This is a genomic window from Pseudoalteromonas sp. S3431, assembly GCF_000690035.1.
Classification (GTDB): domain Bacteria; phylum Pseudomonadota; class Gammaproteobacteria; order Enterobacterales; family Alteromonadaceae; genus Pseudoalteromonas; species Pseudoalteromonas fuliginea.
In genome coordinates, this window is sequence record NZ_JJNY01000040.1 from 1 (window position 1) to 17,892 (window position 17,892).

Genomic DNA, 17,892 nt, shown 5'->3' on the forward strand with positions numbered 1-17,892 from the left:
CTTGAAAAATGGCATGGTAAAGCACCGGCATTAAGTGCAAGTGAGCACAGTATGCTTGAGTTACGCTCACTCAAAGCCATATCGCAAAATGCACATATGCGCTTGATTAATGACTTTTCGTTAAACGAAATAGATCGCGCCAGTGCAATTGCTTATTTAGGCAATTCAGGAGCTGAGCTTAACGATGCCACAGTAAAAAGTTGGGTTAATTCACCGCTTCCGCTTATTCGCTTGGCGATTGCTAAAGTAGGCTTTTTACTGCCCGAAGCAGAGCGCTTAAAAAGCTACAAACAACTATTAACCGACAAATTAAAGTCGGTGCGTGTTGCCGCAGCGCAAAACCTAAGCCAAACAGCAACGCAAATAAGCGGGCTTAATCAATCAATTATAGAGCTTGCACACGCTAATAACGTAAATACATGGCGCGGTGAAGGTAACATCAATCAAAGTATGCTCGCGCTTAACAAGCAAGACATAAACGGCGCCATTGAATCGTTACAAAATGGCATTAGCGTAGACCCTTACTTTGATGCAAGTTATGTAAATCTAGCCGACATTTATTATCGACTTGATCAAACCGAAAAAATGCAAAGCACGTTGAATACAGGTTTAAAAGCAGTGCCTACCTCTGCGCCGCTACATTATGCAAACGGTATGGCGCTTATTAGAAGCGGTAACAAACCCGCTGCTGTTGACTCGTTTAAACACGCAATGGCACTTGAAAATAGCAACGTGCAATACGCCTATTTGTATTTTTTAGCACTTGATAGCATTGGCGCAACAGCGCAGGCCGTAAGTGAGTTAAAATCCAAAATCAGCACATATAATAATGCAGTAAAGCTAAAAAGCTTAGGAATGAGCTTTACTAAAAAGCTGAAAAATGCAGAAGGTTATCAATTTTTTAAGCAGTTAAAGTAGGTTTTACCTCTGTAAAAGAAAAACTTATGTAATATAGTAATTATCTATTACTCAAATACAGAATTACATAAGCAAAATCCACACTTAGCACTTAACAACCAAGATACAAAATTTACACCCTATTAACGATACCATTTTCTTGTCTAAAAATAGATTACTTAATTAAATGAATTTGTGTACTTTTCAGGCACAAATCTATAATGTCCTGTAATTTTATAGGCAAAAAGGATATCGCTTTTTTCAGGCCCTCGCCCAATGTTATGTACAATCAACGGACTACCAGAACGTGTATCTTGCTCTTTAATAACCATACCAATGTGCGGTAAATTACCCGGCAGCATCCACGTGACGATATCGCCTGCCTTGTAGTCACTCGCGTTATTAGATTTAGTAAGCTCTTGTCCATGCCGTTTAAAATATACTTGCAGGTTAGGGACTCGTCGGTGATCTATATTTTTATCAGGTTTGGTTAAACCCCAAATACGCTTAGAGGGATATAGCTCAAAGTTTTTTAGCATGTCCTCATGAACACGCTTTTGCAAATCAACACCCAATTGACGATATGATCTAATTATAACATCTGTGCACACACCAGTATTCTTTGGTACATCCCCACCAGGGTAAGTTATTGAGCGATAAGTACCATCGTAAAAAACTTTGTGTGTTGTTCTTTCAAGTAATGCAGTTACCATATCTTCTTCAAACGAGGCTGTATTTACATTTAACGTCGTAGCTAAAAATAGAGTTAGCTTAATCATACAAATTCCTTTTAAAAATAGTTTAATGATCAAATTACGCTAATAGAGATACATAAACAACACTACTGTTCAATCACCGCAATGTAACCATTTTACTAATTTTTTAACATGCCCGCTTGAACATAAGATTAGATGGCAAGCTTGTATATACCCCATTGAGTGCAAAATGTTTAGTGTTTCTGTCGGTAGTTGCTGTAGTGTATCTGCGGCAATAGAATACAGGCCATTGTAGCCTTGTGTTTTGCCACTTGATTTAGTGATGTTTAGCTGCACTGCTTCAATTAAATCGTGTTTTAGTAAAGTATTGATAAGAGCGGTTGTACGTTCGCCGCCATGCATAAGCTTTATCAATTGCTCACTCACATTATTTAGATATGTGGTTGGCTCCCCTGTTTCGTTAAATAACCGTGTTCCCTCACTATTATTTACTCTTGGGTGTTGTTCGTTAATTGTAACAGCGAGATCTGTTTGCTCGGTCTTGTTAGTAAGTTTATTTCCTATTCCTAACTTAAATGGTTGTCGCTGTAAGTGTAAAGGTACGTATGTGGCATGCCATATATCATTTTGTAAAAATAAGTTTTGCCCCTCATCAAAGCCAGTTAAAGCATATAGTTCAAACTGGCCAGTTTGATTGTTCTTCATAAAATAGACTGGGTAGTCTAATGCAAGTTGAGCAAGCTCATCGGCAACAACCGGAATGTAGTTTACTGCTTCGCCGTATTGTGCACCGCGTTCAGTTTTAATGCGAGTATGCTTATGTGTATTTTTATCGAGTAATACTGAGTTTGTCATAGTGTGTCGCTCTTATGTTTTAACTATATTTGCTGCATACCAAATTGATTAATTTGCGCTAATAATGCTTTATTGGTAGGTAATTTATTAAGTAATTTTTGGGTGTATTGCTGGTTGTTGTTAACAAGCGCAATGGCCTTTTTAAAATAACTTTCTGAGTTGCCATACAGTTCGCTTGAGCCTGTAAACCCCATGCCATACATCACATATTGATAGCTTGCTGCTGGAAACACTTCTTGTGAATGATCAAAGTGGTTATCGCTTGGTGTATGAAATTCCCAAAGTGATAAGTTATCTTTTAAGCTTTGTGGAATAGTATTTTGATGACAGTGCGCTTGCCAAAATGGGCTGTCGGTTCGTTTACTCAACATATAATGTAACTTTAAAAAGTCGATTATTCGCTCCCATCGGTAATTAAATGTGCGGTTAAAACGCTGCGCGGTTATATTCATTACATGCCTATTGGCCGGAAATTGCTGCGCAACAAAATTGGCTGATATTTCTACCAGTAATAAAGCAGAGGCTTCCAGTGGCTCCAAAAAACCAGCTGAGAGGCCTACTGCGACACAGTTTTTATGCCAAAATTTTTCACGATGTCCTGGTTCGAAACTAAGCTTTTTAACTTTGTATTCGCTTTGCTGATCTTTATTAATATTTAAGTAATCAAATAATTGCTGCTTAGCATCTTCATCACTAATGTGTTTACTAGAGTACACATGCCCTATTCCACGGCGTGTTTGTAATCCTATATCCCAAATCCAGCCCGATGTTTGTGCTGTAGATAAAGTATGCGAGCATATTGGTTCGTCATCTTTGTATGGCATGTGTATGGCAAGCGCACTATCAGCAAATAATACTTCTTTACAAGATTTAAACCCCACCCCTAAGTTCTCACCTAGTAATAACGATTTAAAACCACTGCAATCGATAAATAGATCCCCTGCTATCTCTATTTTATTATTTAGGCTAACGCTTTTAATATCGCCATTTGTGCAATTGTTTACACCGACGACAGTGCCTACAATGTGTTTAACATTAAGATTATCAATGCAGTGGTTTTTTAAGAATGTAGTGAATAAGCCTGCATCCAAGTGATAAGCATAATTTGCTATTGCACTAAATTCGGGTGTGGTGATTTGTTTGGGAGCTAATCCGCTTTCGCATATTAATTGCTGTGCACTAACATACTCAGCAAAAGGAGGTTTTGGCTCGTTTTTAGTTAGCCAACTAGTAGCTAAGTTATGTTCATACATCCCTGTTGGTAGTTCAAGCGGGTGATAGTAATAGTCGTCTTCTTCACCTGTAATCCATTTAGTAAACTTAGCGCCTTGTTTAAACGACACATTACATTGTTGAATAAATTCAGTTTCACGAATACCCATGTCTTTAAGGGTTCTACGCATAGTCGGCCAAGTTCCTTCGCCAACGCCAACTGTAGGAATATCTGAGGACTCTAACAGCGTTATATTTATTTTTTTGCTGTGATGTTTTTGCAAATACGCCGCAATTATTCCTGCACTTAGCCATCCTGCAGTTCCACCGCCAACTATTACTATTGATTTAATATCATCGTTCATAGCAACCTCGTTAGTTAAAAGGCAAAAACGACAGCGCTGAGCTGTCGTTTTGTATTATTTGTCAAAAACTAACTTACCATTTAGCACTTAAGCCAATGCTAAAGCGCGGACCATATTGCTCAGCAGATACTAATTGCTCTGCAAAACGACCATGGCGGCGTGTTGTTTCATTCGTTAAATTAAGTGCATCAAAGCTAACACCCAAAGTGTCGTTAATGGTGTAATTAAAACTAAAATCTAGCTGACCATACGCCTCTGTAAATGTGGGCTCAGTTCCCAAAGACAGTAAGAAATCATCGCGCCAGTTATAGGCTAAACGTACTTGGTAATCATCGTTTTCGTAAAAGCCGACCAAATTACCTGAATCGCTTAGTCCTGCTAGTGCAATTGTTTGGTCAAAATCATACGGTTTAAACGATTCATCGCTATTCACTATCGTATAATTAGCAACCACGCCAAAGCCTGTATCAGGCACCATGTACTGCGCATTTAATTCCCAACCATCTACTTCACGATTTTGAAGATTATCTGGCGTTGCAATATCAAATGTAACAATCGGGTCTGACGCTTGGCTTAAACATGCTGGGTTAGGTGTATCTGAACTATCAGGACAACCAGGGCGGGGGTTAACACTTGGATCGCGTAACGGCTCGCCATTTACATCATTTAGCGTACCTTGCACTACGCCTGCACCAATGAAGTTTTCAACAAACTTTTTAAAGTAACCAACCGATGCATAGCTTCCGTCGTCTCCATACCACTCAACTGAAAAATCAAAGTTATCTGACGTAATTGGCAATAAGTTAGGGTTACCTTGCGATGCATTAAACGGTCCTTCAGGACGGGCGTTAATGGTAGTTGATGGGAACATACCACCAATACCTGCACGAGCTAATGTACGACTATATGAAAAACGAGTTTTAAAGCCGTCATCTAAGTCGGCGCTTATATCAAAGTTTGGTAATATACGTGTATAACCGCCTTCAAGCTCCTGCGGTGTTGCTGTTGCAGCAAATACAGGGCGAAGCTCTTCAGCATGACGATAGTTAAAAGCAACAACCCCAGGCTTGACTGAATAACCTGTTACATCGGTGTCTTCGTAGCGCACACCGACATTCATATCAATTGGAATATCGTTAAATTCGGTTTTAAGATCAAATGATACATATATCGCGAGCGTTTGCTCCTCAACCCCATTTGTAGAAATATTTGGCTCAATAAATAATCCTTCATCTCTGACAATATCTACAAAATCGTTGGCACTGTAACGTGGAATAAACGGAAATAGCTGATCCGAACTTGAAAACTCATCAGCAAAGTCACCTTGTTCATCAAAGGTTAGCCCTAGGTTGTCTAGAGGAATATCGACAAATGAGAACTGCTCAGAAAGATAAGTATCAATTTGGTAATCGGTATACATTACACCAAAATTTATAGCGCTGAGTGCCCCACTCTTCAAATTCTCCCATTGCCCACTTGCATGATACTGCTTAATGGTATTTTTCATTTCATAACCACGGCGCTGATATAAATCTGACACAATATTAGCTGGGTTGTAAGCCCCACCCGCCAATGTTGAATCATCAACCCCAATACTCGGAATGTCACCAGAGAAGTTAGCACTGATGGATTTAACCAAACCTGGGACATTCTTTAAATTTGCAATTGTTTCAGCTGTATCACCATCTGGGTTTGAGTGTGATGTAGAGTTATGAGCGTCAAACGTAAGTTTCAATGAATCGCTTGCTTGCCATGCTAAATTTAAGCCTAATGAATCGTTTTCTTTTTCTTCGTAAAGCTCCCACGCCCAAAAATTCAACTCATCATTTGCATTTTTAATATCGACTAAAGTGCCATTTTCATCGGCGGTGCCTGTTGGGTTATCGAACCAAAATGCCATTTTATTTGTGTTACTAATTTCTTCAAAGCGCGATAAAGTGTAATCAAGTGTAGCCGTTAAGTTGTCACTAGGAGCATACTGTAAAACCAACTGCGCATTTTGGCGTTCTCGCTTAGTTTCAAAGCGCTCCATTTCTGGCGTCCAAGGTACCCAATAAGTACTCGTTGGATTAACTGTTGTATCAATTGCACTGCTATCAACACCGGCAGCATTTGCTCGGTTACGTACCCAACCTTGCGATGTGCCTACGCGCTCTCGGCCACTTTCTCGCTCTGAATGCGACAGCGCAAGTAAAACACCAAACGTATCATCAGCGAATGTTTGGCTAACCATTCCCGAAATTTCTGGTGTTACGTTTGATTTCTCTGAGCTGGTGTCTTTAATTGCCTTTGCATTTGCAAATGCTTTAAAACCGTCAAAATCAAATGGTTTTGCTGTATTTATATTAATGGTTGCGCCAATACCGCCTGAGGCTACATTCGCTTTACCCGTTTTATAAACTGATACACCCGACACACTTTCAGCCGCGATTTCTCTAAAGTTAAAGCTGCGAGAAACTCCCGCTTCTTGTAAAACCGAAGAGTTTGGCATTTGACGACCATTTAAGGTTACTAAATTAAAGCCAGGACCAAAACCCCGAACACTAACTTGGTTGCCCTCATTGTTTGCACGGTCGATTGATACACCACTAATACGTTGCAGCGATTCAGCTAAGTTAGTATCAGGTAACTTACCAATGTCCTCTGCTGATATAGCATCTACGACGCCTGATGAATCTTGCTTTATTGAAGCAGATTTACTTAATGCGCTTCTGATACCTGTTACTTGGATAACTTCAACATCACTTTGTACAGTTGTCTCGTTTTCCTGTGCGGCGTAACTTACTGGAGAAGTTATCAGCATTGCCGCGCAAATCGCATTTAATTTGAATTGTGTGTTAGTCATTATTGCACCTAAATATTGTGTTTATAACTTTTAACCATTAGCAGGTTATCTATGGGCATTATCATTGTTAAAATAACATTGTTAACAATTAACTTTACAGTAATGGAATTTAACTAACCAAGTCAAACAAATTGACCATTTATTTTACAAATAACGTTTAGTTTTCGCTCAAGAATGAGTGGGAATAAATATTTAGTGAGCTAAAAAGGCGGTATAAGAGTTAATTTTTCGCGGCGCTGGTTAAGAGGTTTATCGACATATTGAGCCATAAGGATATTTAAATTTATCTTTCGAGGCTGAATTTGCAGCAGTATGTTTGACTTTTAGGCAATGCAGAGCCTGTGTTGTGTCGCAACGCAGCATAAATGCCAAACAACCGCTATCCTTGGTTCCTCCTAGGCGCGAGTTAATACTTAAGCGCTAAAACTAAGTTTAGCGCGCCAATAATGATGTAATTTTTTGCGCTGTACTTTTAAGTTCATCAATAACACATTGCTTATTTGAAGAAGTATTAAGTGCTGAATCAAAAGACGAAATGGTAAGTGCGGCTATTAATTTTGCATTAGGCTTACCTATTAATACGCTAAAGTCGTGTACACCAGCGATCAGTGGGTTATTTTGTACAAGGTATCCTTGCTCTTTAATTAAATCGAGCTCGTTCAATAACTGATGACATTCATTTTCATAAGCACTATACGTTTCATCGTGTTCGATAAGCATCTGGCGCACTTCTTCATTACTGTTTGATAAAAGTACTTTACCTGCACTGGAACTACTCAGCGTAAATAAAGCCCCTTCTGCAATACTTAAATGCATTGGACTTTTGCTACGCGCTTGCACAACAACCATTGCTTGGCTTTGATACAACATACTTAAATGGCAAGACTGCCCACTATTTACAGCCAAATCTTCCATATGCGGTAATGCCGATTGCAGTACATTATCCATAGGGGAGATACTTCGTGATAAATTATAAAGCTTTAACGACAGACAATATCTGCCCGACTCCAGTGAGCGAACTAAATAGCCACGCTTTTCAAGGCCCACGAGCACTCTGTATACCTCATTAGGTGTTCTAGAAATACCAGATGCTATTTCACTTTGCGTACAAGGTGCGTTATTTAGAGCTAAAAACTCTAATATATCCAAACCTTTATCTAAAGCGGGCACTGCATATTTTGCTTTTGACTTATCGTTCATAGATGTCCTTTGTTTGAATTTCAACCTAAAATAACTTGTATCTTTATATATAAATTTAAAAATTTTTTTGACTACAAAAAACAATTTACTTATTTATAATCAAGCACATAGCAAATAAAAATCAATTCATATATAAATGCAGTATTTTTATATAAATTAAACTTGACCTAAATGCATAACCGATCAAATATTGTCAACAATAAACAAATAAATAGAAAAATGGAACTACATTTATGTCACACACTTATTTAACACCACAACAAATAGCTGATTTTCACCGCGATGGTTATATTATTGTCAAAAATTACTACAGCGCTGATGAAATTGAGCTACTACAACAAACTGCTTTTAATGACGATACACTCTATGAACGAGCATGGGACAAAAAAGACGCCGATGGCGCTGTAAGTAAAGTCTGTTTATGGCAAAAAACAGGCGACGATTTATACAGTATGTTTTCTCGCGGTCGTCGCTTAATTGAAGTATGCGAAACACTTATTGGCGAAGAGGTGTACCACACCAGCACTAAAATTATGATGAAAGAACCATTTGTAGGTGGCGCCTGGGAATGGCACCAAGATTTTGGCTACTGGCATCGTGATAATTACATGCTTTATCCAAAATCAATTAGCTGTATGGTCGCCATAAATAAAGCGACACAAGAAAATGGTTGCTTGCAAGTACTTAAAGGCTCACATCATTTGGGACGATTGGATCACAGTAAAACCGGTGACCAAAAAGGCGCCTGTTTAGAGTTTGTAGAAGAAGCAATGAAGTACCATGAACTTATAAATGTAGAACTTGAACCAGGTGATGTACTGTTTTTCCACTGTAATTTACTGCATAAATCAAATCAAAACCGCGCTGCCGAACCTCGTTGGTCAATGATCAGTGCTTACAATGCGATTAGCAACCAGCCATTTAAAGAAAACGAAGCTGTTTATTATCCATTAAATCGCGTTAACGATGATGCTATTTTAAATTTTAAAGCAAAAGAACGCACTTAAAGTAACCTTCTAGCCTAAACCAGCTTATGCATTATAGCCCAATGCATAAGCTGGTTTTTTTATATGGAAAATTCTGTATGTTAACCTCAGAGCAAAAACACCTTATACCTCACGCTACTCCTAAAAATGACGAAGACCCACACGGGAAAATAATTGGCCAAGGTAAATTTAAATACAAAATAGACGCCCACTGGGGAAAGTTAAACCCCAATAAATACCCTATAGAAAATTGTCATGCGATGGTGATGGACTCACAAGGGAGAATATTTATGATCACCGATAACACGACTAATAATATTTTAGTGTATAGCCAAAACGGTGAATTACTTGACGCTTTTGGAAGCTCTTTTCCTGGTGGACACGCTATAAAAATTGTAAAAGAAGGCGAGCAAGAATTTCTATACGTTGTAGATAGTGGCTGGATTGTTAATCGCCACTGGGATGGTCACAGCACAGAGCAATGGGATAGCCCTACTAACAATGTCATTCCACAGGCTGGCTTTATTGCCAAAATGACCTTAGATGGCAAACTAATATACAGTATCGGCCATCCACAAACGTGCGGTGCTTATAAACCCGAGCAACCTTTTCGCCCTACTGACATTGCCATTGCCCCCAATGGGGATTTATATGTCACCGATGGTTATGGCAGCGACTTTTTACTGCATTATGATAAACAAGGTCGCTATATAAACCATTGGGGCGGTCACCATAATGAAGACAAAAATTACAATTTACACAACACCCATGGGGTTGAAGTAGACTTACGTGATCCCTTAAATCCTACATTAATAGTAAGCTCTCGTTTTGAGCAATGTTTAAAAGTATTTTCGTTTGATGGTAAGTACCTTGATAGAATTAGCGCTAATGGGGCATATATTGGCGGTCCCGTGTTCAAAGGTGAACTATTTTATGCACCAGTTTGCTGGTCGCATATTGACAATAAAAATGCTGACGATTCTGGTTTTATTAGTATATTTGATAAAAGTAACACGCTAATAGCTAATTTAGGGGCACCGCAACCGCAGTATATAAATGGAGAACTACAGCCGATGCAAAGTAACGGGGACATTTTTAATCACGTGCATTGTATTTGCGTAGATCAAGACGACAACTTATATGTAGGTCAGTGGAACTCCTCTAAAACATACCCAATTAAATTAATAAAACAGTCATGCTAAGTTTAACGCTCTGAAAATAGTGTTTATTTTTAATAATGAGTACCTTGTACTCATTGTAAAGCATAAAACTCACAGGCTTAACAGCAAAAATACACCTAAAGCCATTCCCAGCATATTTAGTATTAGTTTATTTGTATTGTGTTAGGCAGTAGTAGCGATACAAATAAAAAAACTGCGAAGCTATCATATAGATAAACCCGCAGTTTGTTTATTACTAAACCTTTATTACACGTTTTTAGCGAGTAATACGTTTACTCATTTTAAAGTTTTGTAATGTTAGTGAACTAACTGCACCACCACTGTCAGGGAATGTAACTTCAATATTGTTAGTTTTTTTAATGTTATTATATGGCACTGGAATTTCAATAACACCAAAGAAACGCTCACGTCCAAGGCCACCATTTTTTTGATCATATCCTCTAAAATCAGTAGGAATAGCGACTCTATTCCCATTAACAGTTACAACTGGCGTTAACGACTTACCATGAGGGCGGCCAACACCTAAGCGCAATGTAGCCTCGCCATTAGCCCCTTTATCTACATTGTTAATAGTAAAGAACTGGGTCGCGTTGGCTGCAATATTTTTAACTACTGCACTTGCGTAATGCTTAGTCTCTTGATTAATATTGTTAATAACAACATTTTTTTGGTGACTCACTTTAATTATCATGGTTGACTCAGAGCCTAATACAACAGAGCTTGGGAGTGTTGTTCTGTTGCTGTTATCCAATACTGGTTTGCCTTGGGCATTAGGATATAAATGCTTAATATTTACACCCGTTACGTTGTTAGAACCCTTGCCTAAAACACTTAAATCAATATTGGTCGGCGAAAATTCAAGGCTGTTTAATACCAAATAAACATCTTTGCCATCAACATACGCGTCAGCTTGAATATCCATATCGCTTGCCCAGCTATCTATTCGCGTCCCTTTTATATCAGACCATAACTGGTAAAACTTAACCATTTCGGTGTAAACCCATTGCTCGCCGGTTTCACCTTGACCTTCTTTAGCTTGACGCAGTAAACGCCAGTAATAGGGAATAGTGTCGCTTATACGGCCCCATTCTGCTTTTAATGGAATAAACGGAATGGCTTTATCAATACGGTTTGGCCTTTCCATAAAGCTCATCAGCATAGAGCTCATTGCCTTTAGACATAACCAGTCACGTTGCGGTGTCCATTTAGTACCAAATGAGCCTTGTAATTGAGAGCCATATTCGGAAATAACTAACGGCTTAATACTTCCCCATTTATAAGCCATATATTGCTCAACCATATCAAGGGTCGCTTCCATATTGCTGCCTTTTCGGTACTGTATTTGATGCTGACCACCAGGGCCACCTGGGAAATTTGGAAAGTCATATAAGTGCATCGAAATAAAGTCCATTTTATTTCCTGCAATATCTAAAAATGCCTTGTCGCGTTGCTTCCAGTTATCGAAAAATTGTGACCCTTTTTCATAATCAGGAAACGCCACCGTAAAGCCCCCTACTTTCACATCACTCAGTGCAGGGTTAGCATTAATCACATCAGCAACTGAGTTATGCAATCTAAAAATGTCATAGAGGCTTTCTTTATCATAACCGGTATGCGGAAAGTCGTGCAGTTCAAACAGTGGCTCGTTCATTACCTCAACATACGTTGGGCGCTTTTGACCAAGGCTATCTGATGGGCCTGATTTAAAGTATTTTTGTAAAAACTGCGCCATGTAGTCGCCCATGGCTGTACCTAGTGGTTCAGCCGCAGTATCTCTTTGCGAGAAAGACCAATTTTGATTACCAATTTTAGTGCCATCAGGATAATAAGGATGTTGCTGTGCAGCGACAATTAAATCGCTGTTACGCCCTTCATGCTTTCGCATTGTTTTAGCTTGAGCTGTTGTAATATTGGTATAATTCCATTTTACTCCGCCGCCATTTGTTGTTGCGGTTGCCGCGCTTGCATAACCTGGTTTTGCTGAATCTTCTGGTAATTGTGTTAGTTGATATTTCATGCCCCCTGTATCACGACCAAAGTACACATCGTAATCTTCTAAAAAATGGGTCATTAAATCAGGATCAGCATTAGGCGCATTTAAGCTTTGAGCGTTATTTCCAAACCAGTCACTTTCGGTATTTGATGAATGTAACGTAATAAATTTACGACGATCGAAGCTATCAAACTGTCCTACAGCATGTTTTGTATCAATATTAAACTGCACTTTAACAGCGTGCACATTAAAGGTACTTGAAAGTAATAGCGCACTCGAAACCGCACAATACAATGATCTTTTTTTCATAACTGTTACCTATCTTGGTGTAAAAATTAATCCTTTGTGTAAAGGCATGGAACTCACAATCAATATAATGTTAACAATTAACAAAATGCAACGATTAGTTAAAGTTTTGGTCAAATTTCACACTTTAGTGGTAATTAACGGGACTAAGTTAACGCCGTAAATGAACAAGCTGAACACCCTATTTACAACTAGGTATTTAGAGAGTGTTAACTTTTTGAGATTGAATTTGCTGCAGCATGCTTGGTTTTTAGCCAAACCAGAACCCAAGCATTTGATAAAAAATATTTTATGTGTGACTTTTAATTACATTCTAATTATTTCAGACGTTTTTCAGTGTTAACAATTTGTTGTTATTCATTCAAAAGGAAGATGACTCATGACCACATTGGTTAACTTATTTTAGTGGGACTCACTCATAAAAAGTAATCTATAGATTTGCTGAATAGAATTTAATAAGTAACAGGCTGATTAATAAATATAAACTTTATGAGTAAACTGGCTCAAAAATAAAGCATTTCTTTTTGTCATTTATAGTAAACATAAAAAAGCGCTGAGGGTATAAACCACCAGCGCGTTATTAATATCAAGTTAAGTCCACAAAAATCACATTTAATGGGGGCTAATTATACTTTTAAATACTTAACCTTCCTCTTCAATAAGTGACTCTAGTAAGTCATGTATTTCAGCTTTAAGCTCTTTATCTTCAATTTTATTAGCACTGACTTTAGCGTTTTGTAAGTTTTTAATCGCTTCGTCTTTTTGACCTATTTCTAACTGTAACGTAGCCATTGAAAAAGCAACCGATGACATATGATCTTTGTTATTAATTGCAATTGACTTCTCTAACGCTTTTTCATAAGTGGTGATCGCTTCTTCTAGCTCTTCGGTAAAATCAGCTAGGGTTTCCCATTGCACTGGGTGATCTTTAGACGTATTTTCGTTTTCCATACAAATAGCTTTTAATTGAGCAAATAAAGACTCAAACTTTTCACGATCATTTTTATTAGCAGCCGTCATTAGCTCTTCTGCTAAGTCGTGTACCGCTTTGTATACTTTTGTGTTCATCATTACGTGTTACCTTTTAATGCAGCTAAACTCAATTACTCACTCAATTTAGCCAAAATATAGCATTCAGCCATTACAAAACATGTTTTAACAACTGATTTATTTAATTTGGTCTATAGCGTAATAATACATTAATAATAAACATCGGGTAGGCGTTAAACACTTTGTGATTAAAATTTTACCGAAATTATTGCTTGTAACCTTAAATGCGAAATAAACTCGCAAGCCAATCGAAGGTAAAGATGGTTGTAAATACCTTAAGCGCAATAACAGCTATAAACAATAAGAGAATTAGCGCTTTAGCTTTGTTACTTTTAAGATTGTTCCAATACAATAACTTTGCATTAAATTCTGTTTTTAACTTTGAAACAGCTTCTTTCATGATAATTCCTGATCAAATATTTTTGTACAGTAATTGTAACAACCACAAGTTACTCAAACTGATTTCATAACATTTTTAACTACCTTTAGAGTAAACCATTTAATAATGTCTGCACTATATAAAATGTAACAAGGGATTTTTCATCTAGATTAATGCCGTAACTACTGTGTACACACAAATTAAAGGGATGGTTTTTTAATTAAGCAAACAGCGAATAATAAATTCAGTGCTACACTAACAGCTAACTTAAACTCGTTGACAACCAATTCAATTAGCAAATTATGAAACAATGTAATCAATGCGGTAAGTGCTGTATTAAATACGGTGGTGGCGATTTAAGCGCATCAAAAGAAGAAATTGATTTATGGGAGCTTTTTAACCCCGAAATCTATGAATACGTGAAAAACGACGAAATTTGGTTTGACCCAAAAACAGGATTGAGACTAGATGCTTGCCCTTTTTTAGAAATTGCGCCTAAAAAAGATCCCTTGGCTAAAAACATGTACACCTGCAGTATTTATCTCGACCGCCCAGAGGACTGTCGCCACTACCCTAGCCTCATTCCTGAAATGATCAGAGACGAATGCGAGATGATTGAACCTATCGACATAAAGAATCAAACCAGAGCTCAACATAAACTCGATATACTTATGATTGATAGTCGATAATTCTCTTTTAAACTGCAACAGGTTATTGGTTAGTTTTTATTTTTAAAAAAGAGTAAATCTGTATACCAACAACCTATAGCAACTACAATAGAGCCAAAGAAAATTAAAAAAAAGGGCCCTATAGGCTCAACCCAACCTATTGAAATAATTACAATAAATGTGGTTACACTCGCTAAAAGAACCATAGGTAAATTAAAAACATTAAATTTTTTTAATAAAATTGATATTGGTACCCCGTGCGGGATAGACATAACATAAGCTTCCGCCGACCATTAAGGCATCTGTTTTCTTTTCGGCCAATAGCACAAGTAAATATAATACACATTAAGATCAATCACTAATGCATACGAATTATGCCATCTATTTTTAAAATTTAATAAGACTTCTGTGACAACTAAGGCCACTAATAATTAGTGACCTTGCTTTTTATAACATAACAAATAGTTAGTTTTTTAAATTAAATATCATCACTGTACTCAAACGCTTGAAGCGTCACGCTACTAACAAATCCGCCATCATCTGGGTATGTAACTAATATCGTATTATTGGTTTTTAACAGCTCGTTTGGAACTTCGATTTCTAGCATGCTAAATACTTGTGGGCGAAATACTTGCTCATCACCGGCATAATCGGTTGGTACAGTAACTAAAGTGCCATTTACTTTAACGATAGGTTGTTGAGCTAAATCATGCTCTCTACCAAAACTTAAACGCAATATACCTTTACCATATTCACTTGTTTTTACATCGTTAATGTTAAATTTAAGCGCTGTATTGGCTTTAATTGGCTGTTTGTAGGTTGTTGCATAGTATTTATGCTCGTCAGACTCAGCAGTAATTTTTATATTGTTGCTGAACGTATATTCAATAATTACTGTGGCTTCTGCGCCTATGTTAATGCTTTTTGGTAACTCATTTTTTACACCAATATTTTGTGATGTTGTTGTAAGTGTTGACTCACCATTAGCAAAGTGCAAGTGCTTAATTTTAATGTTATTAATCGGATTGCTTGGTAGCTCTGTTAAATTTAGCAAGGCGCTATTAGCACTTGTTTCTAAATTACTGATAATTACATATGCCTTGTTCTTGTTTACGTAACTATCTACTAATAAGTCGGCTTCATTTGAGTCAGTATTAACACGTGTGCCATTTACATCTGACCACAATTGATAAAATTTAATAATGTCGGTGAATACATATTCATCGTCTGTTTCACCTGTTTTTTCGTCATTGTGGCGTAGTAAGCGCCAAGCATAATCGCGTCCCTCATTACCACTCCACTCTGCTTTTGCTAAACTAAATGGAATGGCTTTAAGTATGAGATTAGGTTTAGCCATAAATTGCATCATCATAGGGCTAAACGATTTCATAGTTTGCCAGTCATTTATTGCAGTCCATGGCGTTGCTTCTGTTTTATGGTCACGCCCGCCGTATTCCGAAATCATGAAAGGTTTTACCTTACCTAGCTTAAGCTTTTCGTATTGCTCCATCATGTCCATAGTGGCTTCTATACGGGCTCCTTTAAAGTTAGCAACGCCTTTATCGCGGTTTAAATAGCCAAAGTCGTAAAGATGAATCGAAAAATAATCCATGTATTCACCGCTGGTATCTAAAAATAGCTTCATTCGCTCATCCCAACGATTAAAGTTGTTATCGTCAAACCATGGAAAGGCAGTGGTGTACCCACCAATCTTAATACTTGTATTAACTTTTCGTATGCCTTGGGCTACTTCGTTATGAAAAATAAATGTATCGATAGGCTTACCGTGATGTACATCAACAAGTTCGTAAAGTGGCTCATTAAGTATTTCAAGGTATTGTGGCCGTGCTGGGCCTTTGTTCGGTCCTTGGTTGTCATTTCGATAAAATTCATTTACAAAATTTCCCATATATTGACCCACAGCATCGGTATTAGCAAAGCTCCATTCGCCTTTGCCTTTATGATTACCAATCCAAAACTGATTAATTTGCCCGCCTATCATTACGTGGGCTTTATTATCGTATTTATGAAGCTTCGACAACGTTTTACCATAATAATCTTCGCGAGCAGTTTTGCCATAAGCAGCGATACTCTCAGGGCTTGCGTACCCTAGGTTATTTGAGTTTTGCTCAACTTGAGTCGCGTAATACGGCATAGAACCATTATCGCGACCAAAGTACACATCAAGGTCGTTAAGTAAGTAGTCAAGCTTATCTTCTTCCCCCTTCCAATCGGTTGTTGTTAGCATCGAATGCATAACAATGTATTTGCTTCTATCAAAGGTTGATAGGCCGTCAATACTTCGCTTTACGTTTAAATTTACGGATACTTCTGGCTGCGCGACTAAATTGCATGATGCAGTACATGCAAATGCAATTAAAAGTGAGCTAATGACTTTCATGTGTTATCTCCTTATTTTAATTGTGTGTGAGTTTTGCTTTCTAATTGAGCAAAAAAGATCATAGTTTTAGCTACATGTTCGTGCCAATACTCCCAGCAATGGGTGCCTGCAAAAATATCGAACGTATGAGGAACATTTTCATCAACTAGCTTTTTTGCAAGCGCAGTATTAGCACTAAAAAGTACATCGTCTTTTCCGCAATCAAATCGCAGTGGCGGTAATGTCTTTTTATTCGCGATCAATGTTTTAAACACGTCGCCTTTGTACTTATCAGTGGTTTTTTTTAGTGGCTTTAGAGTATGTTCATCAACAAAGTGATTAAAGTCGTCAAGCTCAGTAATTGATGAATGCGCTGATATACCGCTAAAAATAGTTGGATGCTTTGCACCTAAACATAATGCTCCATACCCTCCCATTGAAAGGCCCGTAATATAAATATTTGATGAGCTCGAGCACATTGGTTGAGTTTGAATAACAGCGCTAATCACATCATCAACTATCCATGCTTCATAATCTGCATTTTTAAGTGGCAAATACCCGCTGCCCTCAGCGTGTGCGCCATCTGATGGCATCACTAATACAAACTCGTTAAGGCCACTGCTACGAAGCTGCTGATACACTTTATGTACGCCCCCTAGCTGGCTCCACACCCAGTGGCTACCATACACACCATGCAGTAATACAATTATAGGTACATTTTTATTACTGGTTGCTTCTTGGTAAATGCTTATATCACCTCGCCCTTTTAAGTGACTGCTATACGCGGTTAGCGTTACAAAGTTATCAGCGGTGTAACTGTTATTTGATACCTCTAAACGATGAATTGCCATTTTATGCT

General features: G+C 37.8%; 13 protein-coding genes and 1 pseudogene. 4 read left to right on the plus strand and 10 right to left on the minus strand.

Translation table 11 applies throughout. The features are described from left to right. A pseudogene (locus DO88_RS10090) lies at positions 1-918 on the plus strand (tetratricopeptide repeat protein); the annotation flags it as partial. Between the two features lie 158 nt (positions 919-1,076). Here DO88_RS10090 and DO88_RS10085 read toward each other — a convergent pair. The 5 genes from DO88_RS10085 to DO88_RS10065 all read right to left on the minus strand — a co-directional run bounded on the left by DO88_RS10085 (position 1,077) and on the right by DO88_RS10065 (position 8,090). Then, positions 1,077-1,676, minus strand: a complete 600-nt coding sequence (locus DO88_RS10085) for a DUF1287 domain-containing protein (RefSeq protein WP_033039211.1) — start codon at positions 1,674-1,676, stop codon at positions 1,077-1,079. A gap of 69 nt (positions 1,677-1,745) precedes the next feature. Next, positions 1,746-2,468, minus strand: coding sequence for a SapC family protein (locus DO88_RS10080; protein ID WP_033039214.1), 723 nt, complete (start codon positions 2,466-2,468; stop codon positions 1,746-1,748). Between the two features lie 23 nt (positions 2,469-2,491). After that, positions 2,492-4,045 carry a tryptophan halogenase family protein gene (locus DO88_RS10075; RefSeq protein WP_033039217.1) on the minus strand — a complete coding sequence of 518 codons (1,554 nt, stop codon included), beginning with the start codon at positions 4,043-4,045 and terminating at the stop codon, positions 2,492-2,494. Positions 4,046-4,118: 73 nt separating this feature from the next. Further along, the gene (locus DO88_RS10070) at positions 4,119-6,890 is read right to left on the minus strand and encodes a TonB-dependent receptor (RefSeq protein WP_033039221.1); all 2,772 of its coding nucleotides are present in this window, start codon (positions 6,888-6,890) and stop codon (positions 4,119-4,121) included. Between the two features lie 432 nt (positions 6,891-7,322). Then, the gene (locus DO88_RS10065) at positions 7,323-8,090 is read right to left on the minus strand and encodes an IclR family transcriptional regulator (protein WP_033039224.1); all 768 of its coding nucleotides are present in this window, start codon (positions 8,088-8,090) and stop codon (positions 7,323-7,325) included. 233 nt (positions 8,091-8,323) lie between these two features. On the opposite strand from DO88_RS10065, the gene DO88_RS10060 reads away from it, so the two are divergent. Both DO88_RS10060 and DO88_RS10055 read left to right on the plus strand, forming a co-directional pair. Beyond that, positions 8,324-9,097: a phytanoyl-CoA dioxygenase family protein gene (locus DO88_RS10060; RefSeq protein ID WP_007378079.1), complete on the plus strand. Its 774-nt coding sequence runs from the start codon at positions 8,324-8,326 to the stop codon at positions 9,095-9,097. 77 nt (positions 9,098-9,174) lie between these two features. Beyond that, a complete protein-coding gene (locus tag DO88_RS10055; protein WP_007378078.1) occupies positions 9,175-10,278 on the plus strand; it encodes a hypothetical protein in 1,104 nt (367 codons plus the stop codon). 235 nt (positions 10,279-10,513) lie between these two features. Here the strand turns inward: DO88_RS10055 and DO88_RS10050 are convergent, their stop codons facing one another. The 3 genes from DO88_RS10050 to DO88_RS10040 form a co-directional block, all read right to left on the minus strand. Next, entirely contained in the window at positions 10,514-12,559 is a 2,046-nt protein-coding gene (locus DO88_RS10050; RefSeq protein WP_033039227.1) for a hypothetical protein, read from the minus strand. Positions 12,560-13,198: 639 nt separating this feature from the next. Next, the gene (locus DO88_RS10045; protein ID WP_007378076.1) at positions 13,199-13,627 is read right to left on the minus strand and encodes a hypothetical protein; all 429 of its coding nucleotides are present in this window, start codon (positions 13,625-13,627) and stop codon (positions 13,199-13,201) included. Positions 13,628-13,826: 199 nt separating this feature from the next. After that, positions 13,827-14,006: a hypothetical protein gene (locus DO88_RS10040; RefSeq protein WP_007378075.1), complete on the minus strand. Its 180-nt coding sequence runs from the start codon at positions 14,004-14,006 to the stop codon at positions 13,827-13,829. Positions 14,007-14,287: 281 nt separating this feature from the next. Here DO88_RS10040 and DO88_RS10035 point away from each other — a divergent pair, with 281 nt between their 5' ends. Then, positions 14,288-14,674: a YkgJ family cysteine cluster protein gene (locus tag DO88_RS10035; protein WP_033029369.1), complete on the plus strand. Its 387-nt coding sequence runs from the start codon at positions 14,288-14,290 to the stop codon at positions 14,672-14,674. Between the two features lie 457 nt (positions 14,675-15,131). Here DO88_RS10035 and DO88_RS10030 read toward each other — a convergent pair whose 3' ends face one another. Both DO88_RS10030 and DO88_RS10025 read right to left on the minus strand, forming a co-directional pair. Then, complete coding sequence (locus DO88_RS10030) at positions 15,132-17,054, minus strand: hypothetical protein (RefSeq protein ID WP_033039231.1); 1,923 nt, start codon at positions 17,052-17,054, stop codon at positions 15,132-15,134. An 11-nt stretch (positions 17,055-17,065) separates the two neighbouring features. After that, the gene (locus tag DO88_RS10025) at positions 17,066-17,884 is read right to left on the minus strand and encodes an alpha/beta hydrolase (RefSeq protein ID WP_033039234.1); all 819 of its coding nucleotides are present in this window, start codon (positions 17,882-17,884) and stop codon (positions 17,066-17,068) included. Between the last annotated feature and the right edge of the window lie 8 nt (positions 17,885-17,892).

What these genes read in the sequence shown, in the direction of transcription:
- DO88_RS10085 (WP_033039211.1), bottom strand. Translation starts at nt 1,676, where the DNA reads ATGATTAAGCTAACTCTATTTTTAGCTACGACGTTAAATGTAAATACA.
- DO88_RS10080 (WP_033039214.1), bottom strand. Translation starts at nt 2,468, where the DNA reads ATGACAAACTCAGTATTACTCGATAAAAATACACATAAGCATACTCGC.
- DO88_RS10075 (WP_033039217.1), bottom strand. Translation starts at nt 4,045, where the DNA reads ATGAACGATGATATTAAATCAATAGTAATAGTTGGCGGTGGAACTGCA.
- DO88_RS10070 (WP_033039221.1), bottom strand. Translation starts at nt 6,890, where the DNA reads ATGACTAACACACAATTCAAATTAAATGCGATTTGCGCGGCAATGCTG.
- DO88_RS10065 (WP_033039224.1), bottom strand. Translation starts at nt 8,090, where the DNA reads ATGAACGATAAGTCAAAAGCAAAATATGCAGTGCCCGCTTTAGATAAA.
- DO88_RS10060 (WP_007378079.1), top strand. Translation starts at nt 8,324, where the DNA reads ATGTCACACACTTATTTAACACCACAACAAATAGCTGATTTTCACCGC.
- DO88_RS10055 (WP_007378078.1), top strand. Translation starts at nt 9,175, where the DNA reads ATGTTAACCTCAGAGCAAAAACACCTTATACCTCACGCTACTCCTAAA.
- DO88_RS10050 (WP_033039227.1), bottom strand. Translation starts at nt 12,559, where the DNA reads ATGAAAAAAAGATCATTGTATTGTGCGGTTTCGAGTGCGCTATTACTT.
- DO88_RS10045 (WP_007378076.1), bottom strand. Translation starts at nt 13,627, where the DNA reads ATGATGAACACAAAAGTATACAAAGCGGTACACGACTTAGCAGAAGAG.
- DO88_RS10040 (WP_007378075.1), bottom strand. Translation starts at nt 14,006, where the DNA reads ATGAAAGAAGCTGTTTCAAAGTTAAAAACAGAATTTAATGCAAAGTTA.
- DO88_RS10035 (WP_033029369.1), top strand. Translation starts at nt 14,288, where the DNA reads ATGAAACAATGTAATCAATGCGGTAAGTGCTGTATTAAATACGGTGGT.
- DO88_RS10030 (WP_033039231.1), bottom strand. Translation starts at nt 17,054, where the DNA reads ATGAAAGTCATTAGCTCACTTTTAATTGCATTTGCATGTACTGCATCA.
- DO88_RS10025 (WP_033039234.1), bottom strand. Translation starts at nt 17,884, where the DNA reads ATGGCAATTCATCGTTTAGAGGTATCAAATAACAGTTACACCGCTGAT.